This window comes from Devosia faecipullorum, assembly GCF_015158295.1.
Classification (GTDB): Bacteria; Pseudomonadota; Alphaproteobacteria; order Rhizobiales; family Devosiaceae; genus Devosia; species Devosia faecipullorum.
Genome location: NZ_JACDXV010000007.1, coordinates 155,705 through 162,448 on the forward strand (window position 1 = coordinate 155,705; position 6,744 = coordinate 162,448).

Annotated in this window: 7 protein-coding genes; 5 read left to right on the top strand and 2 right to left on the bottom strand. The window is 62.1% G+C overall.

Features of this window, described 5'->3' with window-relative positions:
* Positions 1-29 precede the first annotated feature (29 nt).
* Entirely contained in the window at positions 30-884 is an 855-nt protein-coding gene (ppk2, locus tag H0482_RS14590; RefSeq protein ID WP_193730807.1) for a polyphosphate kinase 2, read from the top strand.
* A gap of 172 nt (positions 885-1,056) precedes the next feature.
* On the opposite strand, the gene H0482_RS14595 is transcribed toward ppk2, so the two are convergent.
* Positions 1,057-2,298 (bottom strand): aminopeptidase, encoded by a 1,242-nt coding sequence (locus H0482_RS14595; protein ID WP_330998270.1) that lies wholly within the window; start codon positions 2,296-2,298, stop codon positions 1,057-1,059.
* Positions 2,299-2,450: 152 nt separating this feature from the next.
* On the opposite strand from H0482_RS14595, the gene H0482_RS16815 reads away from it, so the two are divergent.
* Complete coding sequence (locus H0482_RS16815; RefSeq protein ID WP_269144704.1) at positions 2,451-2,573, top strand: hypothetical protein; 123 nt, start codon at positions 2,451-2,453, stop codon at positions 2,571-2,573.
* 406 nt (positions 2,574-2,979) lie between these two features.
* Positions 2,980-4,773: an ABC transporter ATP-binding protein gene (locus tag H0482_RS14600; RefSeq protein WP_193730809.1), complete on the top strand. Its 1,794-nt coding sequence runs from the start codon at positions 2,980-2,982 to the stop codon at positions 4,771-4,773.
* Between the two features lie 92 nt (positions 4,774-4,865).
* On the opposite strand, the gene H0482_RS14605 is transcribed toward H0482_RS14600, so the two are convergent.
* Positions 4,866-5,408, bottom strand: coding sequence for a DUF924 family protein (locus H0482_RS14605; RefSeq protein WP_193730810.1), 543 nt, complete (start codon positions 5,406-5,408; stop codon positions 4,866-4,868).
* 108 nt (positions 5,409-5,516) lie between these two features.
* On the opposite strand from H0482_RS14605, the gene H0482_RS14610 reads away from it, so the two are divergent.
* Together H0482_RS14610 and H0482_RS14615 are read left to right on the top strand one after the other, a co-directional pair.
* Positions 5,517-6,083, top strand: coding sequence for a DNA-3-methyladenine glycosylase (locus H0482_RS14610; protein WP_193730811.1), 567 nt, complete (start codon positions 5,517-5,519; stop codon positions 6,081-6,083).
* A gap of 180 nt (positions 6,084-6,263) precedes the next feature.
* Complete coding sequence (locus H0482_RS14615; RefSeq protein WP_193730812.1) at positions 6,264-6,581, top strand: plasmid stabilization protein; 318 nt, start codon at positions 6,264-6,266, stop codon at positions 6,579-6,581.
* The last annotated feature ends 163 nt before the right edge of the window (positions 6,582-6,744 follow it).

The following is a 6,744-nucleotide window of genomic DNA, read 5'->3' on the forward strand; positions in this document are numbered from 1 at the left end:
CATGCCCTTTGTGACAGAGGAGAGACAGAATGCCCGATCCGTTCGAGGCTTTTGACATCGACAATTCCGAATTGCCCAAGGCCATCAGGAAAGCCGCCTTCACCTCCGGCGGCTACCCTTATGCCGACAAGCTCGATGACGACGATTATGACACGCAGATGTACAAGCTGCAAAAGCAGCTGGTGCTGCATCAGGCGCATATGGCCAAGGCGGGCACGCGCACCATTCTCGTCTTCGAAGGGCGAGACGCCGCCGGCAAGGGTGGCACGATCAAGCGGTTTCTCGAGAACCTCAATTCCCGCTACAATCTCATCGCCGCGCTGCCCAAGCCGAATGACCGCGAGCGGACGCAATGGTATTTCCAGCGCTATATCGACTGGCTGCCGGCGGCGGGAGAAATGGTGCTGTTCGACCGCTCCTGGTACAATCGCGCCGGGGTCGAGCCGGTCATGGGGTTCTGCAGCAAAGAACAGACCGCTCACTTCCTTGAGGAAGCGCCCGAATTCGAAAAGCGGCTGACCAAAGACGGCATTCGCATCTTCAAGTTCTGGCTGTCCATCGGCCGCGAAATGCAGCTCAAGCGCTTCCATGACCGCCGTCATGACCCGCTCAAGACCTGGAAATTGTCGCCGGTCGATCTCAAGGCGCTCGATCTGTGGGACGAGTATTCAGAGGCCCGCAACAAGATGCTCAAGGCCACAGACAGCCGCCACGCGCCCTGGACGGTGATCCGCGCCAATGACAAGAACCGCCTGCGCCTCAACGCCATCCGCACCATGCTGCATGGGCTGGATTATGAAGGCAAGGACGAGACGGAAATCGGCAAAATCGATGGCAGGATCGTATTGAGTGCGGACGAATTTCTGGGAATGGAGGGGGAATGAGATCCCGGCTGTGCCAACGCGCGTCGCCACCCGGCTAGTCCGCGTGGACCATGGCGCGGCTTGATGGATTGCCGGGGACAAGTTTGTCCTCGGCAATGACGGAGATGGGTGCAGCTCAGTCAACAAGGCCCCTCGGGTCAAGCGCGAGGGTGATGAGCGATGTTCTGCTCTGTTAGAACGCCCATTCGCCCTTACGCATGACGGGCTCGCTCGAGCCGTCGGCGTGAACACCGTCAATGTCCACCTGATCTGAACCGATCATCCAGTCGATGTGAATAAGGCTCTTGTTGCCGCCCTGCGCGAAAATCTGCTCGGGCGTGAGATTTTTGCCGTTTTCAAAGCAATCGGCATAGCACTGGCCCATGGCGATGTGACAGGAGGCGTTCTCGTCGTAGAGCGTGTTGTAAAAGAGGATGCCCGAGGCCGAAATCGGCGAGGAATGGGGCACGAGCGCCACTTCACCGAGCCGGCGCGCGCCCTCATCGGTGTCGAGTACCCGGCTGAACACGTCCTGACCCTTGCTGGCCTTGAGCTCGACCATGCGGCCGTCCTCGAAGCGGGCCGCGATATTCTCGATCAGTGTGCCATTATGGCTGAGCGGCTTGGTGGCGGCGACAATGCCGTCGACGCGCAAGCGATGGGGGGTGGTGAAAACTTCCTCGGTGGGAATATTGGGATTGCAGGTGACCCCGTTCTTGGCTTCCGAGGCGCCGCCCTTCCAGCGATGGCCATCGGCTAGGCCGATGGTGAGATCGGTTCCCGGCCCCTTATATTTCAGACCAGAGAAATTCTTGCCGTTGAGCCAAGTCCAGCGGGCCTTGAGATTGGCATTATGCGTCTTCCACGCGGCGATGGGATCGTCCTGATCCACCCTTGACGCCTTGAAGATAGCGTCGGCCAGCTTGGCGATGGCCACGTCTTCGGAATCGTTGGGGAAGACCAGCTTGGCCCAATTGGGCGTGGGATAGGAAACGATGTTCCAGTTGATGTCGAAGCCGGTGATCAATTCCAGCGCCGGACGATAGGCCGCCGAATTGGCGCGGTTGGCGCGAGCCACCTTGTCGGGATCCTCATTGGCCAGCATCATCGGGTTGTCTCCCGAAACAGCGAGGCGCGCGGCATTGTTCCGGTACGCCTCGGCCATGCCCGAATAGAGCCAGCCGGCGGCGCGGTCGAAACTGGCGTCATTGGCGTGACGGAACCGCGAGAGGGTGGCTTCTTCGTCCGAATAGATCGTGGTCACGAGGCCGGCTCCGGCCTTGTAGGCATGCTCGGCGATGCGGCGCACCAGAGGCGCGGCCGTCATCGGGGCGGTGACGATCAGATCCTGGCCTTCGGCCAGTTGCAGTCCGACCTTGACGGCGACTTCACCGAGCTTGTCGAGCTTGACCGGATCGATGGGGGAATTGCTCACGGGACCATGCCTCTGCTTTTGAATCGTTTGGCGCGAGCCTATCCCCCCGCCGCGCCCGACGCCACCCGGCCAATTCGTAAAATCCATTGACTCAAATCAAAGTTCGCGCGGCCCGGCGATGGGACTGAATGGGCAGTCCACAGGAGGCTTTCATGAGCATCACCTTCCTAGTCGCGGCCATTACCGGCATTTTCGGCATCTTCGCGGCAGCATTGTTCTACGCGGAAATCTCCACAAGGGGCATCGTGGCCCCCGGTGCGCGCAAGCTCGACTGACGCTGTTCTCCATTGCCGGACCGCGCCGGGAGTTGCGCCGGCAATGGGGCTGCCGTGGCGGCAGGCATGATCGCCCCGCACCACCAAGGGTGTGACGCATCTGCGTCAGAAGCGAGAATGTGCTGCAAACGCCATTGGCAAGGGCAGACGGTTTGGCTACAAACCGTCTGCCGCTTTATTTTCAGAGACAGGGAGGCCTTGGATGACAGTATTTAAAGTCGCTTCCCTCATGGGCAAGAGCCGAAACTAGGTTTTTGCGCCTTCGGCCGCCTCGCCCATAGAGGCCGGCTCCAAGCGTTTTCCGCAGCCGCCTATGCCTTTGGGCTCAGATGTCCCCTGGCTCGCGCTGCCTCTTTCATAATCCCTTGCAAGGAAACGGGTGCCGCAAACGGCCCCGGACATATAGATGAGCCGCAAGAAACTCGATTTCCGGGCCGATGCGTTCCGCAATGTGCTCGGCTTCACCTTTCGCCATTGGCGACACCAACCGATCCGCATCGCCTCCATTGCCGGGCTGATCCTGACTGCCATCCTCGCCGAAGCGACGAGCCCGATCTTTGCCGGACGGCTGGTGGATGCCGTCGCCTCGGGAACGGGCGGCTGGGACACGGCCATTTCCGCCTTCTGGCTGATGTCGGGGCTCTATCTCGCCTCGGTGGTGCTGCGCCAATTGGTGTTCCTCAACATCATTCCCCTGACGCTCAAGATGATGAGCGACATCGCCGCGCAGGGCTTTCATCGCGTCCAGCGCTTTTCCACCGACTGGCATGCCAACAGCTTTGCCGGATCGACCGTGCGCAAGATCACGCGCGGCATGTGGGCGCTCGACCTTTTGAACGACACGCTCCTGCTGGCGCTGCTGCCCTCATTGACCATGCTTTTGGGCGCGACCATCATTCTGGGCGCGTCCTGGCCGATCATGGGTCTCGTCGTGGGCCTCGGCTCGCTGACCTATATTTCGGTCACCGTCTGGATGTCGGTGGGTTTCGTCGCCCCCGCGGCCACGCTCTCCAATGCCTGGGACACCAAGGTGGGCGGGGCGCTGGCCGATGCGGTGAGCTGCAACAGCGTGGTCAAGGCCTTCGGCGCGGAAGCGCGCGAGGACGGGTTGATCGACAAGGTGGTGTCCAAATGGCGCAAGCGCACGCGGCGGACCTGGCGGCGCGGCACCATCAATGGCGGCATGCAGGGGGTGATGATGGTCGCCATGCAGACCGCCATTCTGGGCACGGCCTTGATGCTGTGGCGGAACGGCGCGGCAAGCGCCGGCGACATCACCTTCGTGCTCACCATGTTCTTCCTGTTGCAGGGGCATCTGCGCGACGTGGGCCAGCACATCCGCAACTTGCAGAAATCGGTCAATGACATGGAGGAATTGGTCAATCTGCATGCCCAGCCGCTGGGGATCGCCGATCGGCCAGAAGCCGGACCCATCGCCATTGGCGATGGCCATATCCGCTTTGATGACGTCACTTTCCAATATGGCGCGCATACGAGCCCACTCTATCACGACTTCTCCGTCGAGATCAAACCGGGCGAGCGCGTGGGACTGGTGGGGCATTCGGGCTCGGGCAAGACCACCTTCGTCAAGCTGATCCAGCGGCTCTACGACATCAATGGCGGAAGCATCAGCATTGACGGGCAGAACATCGCCGATGTCGAGCAGGCTTCGCTGCGCGGGCAGATCGCCATCGTGCAGCAGGAACCGATCCTGTTCCATCGTACGCTGGCCGAGAACATCGCCTATGCACGGCCCGATGCCAGCCGCGCCGAGATCATGGAGGCGGCGCGTCAGGCCAATGCCCATGATTTCATCATGGCCCTGCCGCGCCAATACGAAACCATGGTGGGCGAGCGGGGCGTCAAGCTCTCGGGCGGCGAACGCCAGCGCGTCGCCATTGCCCGCGCCTTCCTCGCCGATGCGCCGATCCTCATCCTCGACGAAGCGACCTCGAGCCTCGACAGCGAGAGCGAAGTGATGATCCAGCAGGCCATGGAGCGACTGATGGATGGACGCACCACGCTGGTCATCGCCCATCGGCTCTCCACCGTGCGGGCGCTGGATCGGCTGCTCGTCTTCGACAAGGGCAAAATTGTCGAGGAAGGCGATCACGCAGCCCTGATCCGTCTCGAGGGCGGCATCTATCGCCGGCTATTCGAACGCCAGGCACTGGAACTGACCAAGGGATTGGTGGCGTAGTGGAGACCGCCCAAGGGCGGCCTCTGTCTATCGCACGCGGCTCGCTTTTCCGTTTCGGTGCGCGCCGCTCGCTCAGGTCTTCGCGCGGCGCTTTAGAAAACCCGGCCCTGCTGCTCACTCATATAGGCCAGTTCATCGGGGGTGCTCTGCCGCCCTAGCGCCGCGTTGCGGAACGGAAAGCGGCCGAAGCGGGCGATGGTATCACGATGGTCGATCATGAATTGCAGGCTCTTTTCATCGCCATGCAATTCGAACAGGCGCACGCCCTCGTTCTGGATCACCAGTGATTCAGCATGCATATAGGGCATGTAGAAGAAGGACGCCCATTCGCGCCGGACCGCGTCGTCGGCGCCGGCGGCAACAGCCTCCTGCGCCAGGGCCAGGGCCATCTTGTCCTGGGCAAAGGCTTCGGGCCGGCCACGATGCAATTGCCGGGAAAACTGATCGAGCAGGATCAGTTCGGCCAGCCGCCCCTCTGGCGTCTCGCGCCAGGCCCAGGCCTCGCCCCGCGCCACCTCGGCGTGAAGATCGGAGAATTGGGCGCATTTGGCGTCGAATGAAGGCGCGCCGCTGAACCAGTCCTCGTGACCGTGATCGATGAACCAGAACTGGATCAATGCCTGGGGTTCCTGCATTCTGACCTCCATATAAAATGAACCCCTCAATAACAGATTCGAACGCGGCATGGTTCGTCATACGCCGTCCCCATTTCCCCACGGCCCCGTTTTGGGCCACATAGCGCCATGCTTGACCAGGATTTCTTCGACCGTCCCGTGCTCGACGTCTCTGCCGCCCTGATAGGGGCCGAATTGCTGTTTGCCGGAATCGGGGGAAAAATCGTCGAAGTCGAGGCCTATGACCGCACCGATCCCGCCTCGCACAGCTATCGCGGGATGACGCCACGCAATGCGGCAATGTTCGGCCCGCCCGGCCATGCCTATGTCTACAAGATCTACGGCATGCATTTCTGCCTCAATTTCGTCTGCCGTCCGGGCAGCGCGGTGCTGATCCGTGCCTTGCAGCCCCTTGCCGGCCTCGAAAAGATGCGGGAGCGGCGCGGCGGTGTGGGCGAGAAACAATTATGCTCGGGGCCGGGCAAGCTGGCGCAAGCTTTGGGCATCGATCTGCGCCATGATGGGCTGGCGCTGGACGCGGAACCCTTTGCGCTCTTGCCGCCGGAGGGCCGGCCGGCCATAGCCAGCGGCCCGCGCATCGGCATCACCAAGGGCGCCGAGGCGCCATGGCGCCTGGTGCTGGCGGGATCGCCCTTCCTGAGCCGGCCCCTGCCGCGGCCAGAGGCAATTTTGTGATCGCGTTCAGCGCAACGGCTGCGGCCCAAATCCGTTGAAAAGGCAGGCCGGCGCGCGTCAACCGGACATGGTGGTATAGGGCAACGAGACAGGTTTTTCCGGTTTCCCGCTCCAGCCTCTCAACCAGGCCAAAGTCCTTGTCCCACCCGCCCGGCCTTTTATTCCACAAGGAGACGGATCATGCCCCGGGGTGACAAGAGCGCCTATACCGACAAGCAGAAGCGCAAGGCCGAGCATATCGAGGACAGCTACGAAAAGCGCGGAATATCCCACGAGGAAGCCGAGCGCCGGGCCTGGGCGAGTGTCAACAAGGATGATGGCGGCGGCAAGAAATCCGGCTCCGGACGCGGCAAGGAGAAAGGCCATCCCGCTGCGCATGAAGGCGGCCGGAAAGGCGGGAGGGCCTCAGCCAATCGCCCGGCAGCGGAACGATCGGCGTCGGCAAAGAAGGCGGCCGCCACCCGCAAGCGCCACGAGGAGCAGCGGGCGCATCATTGAGATGCACCCGCTTTCTGCTGGTCGTTGCCCGGACCGCTTATTCCTCTGCCCAATGTCCGTACATGATGGGCATGAGGCCGACCAGGGCCTGGAAGCGGTCCCAGCTCTTGCGCTCGGGGATTGTCCAGCCGGCTTCGGCGACGGCGGAGAGGCGGGGGAAGAC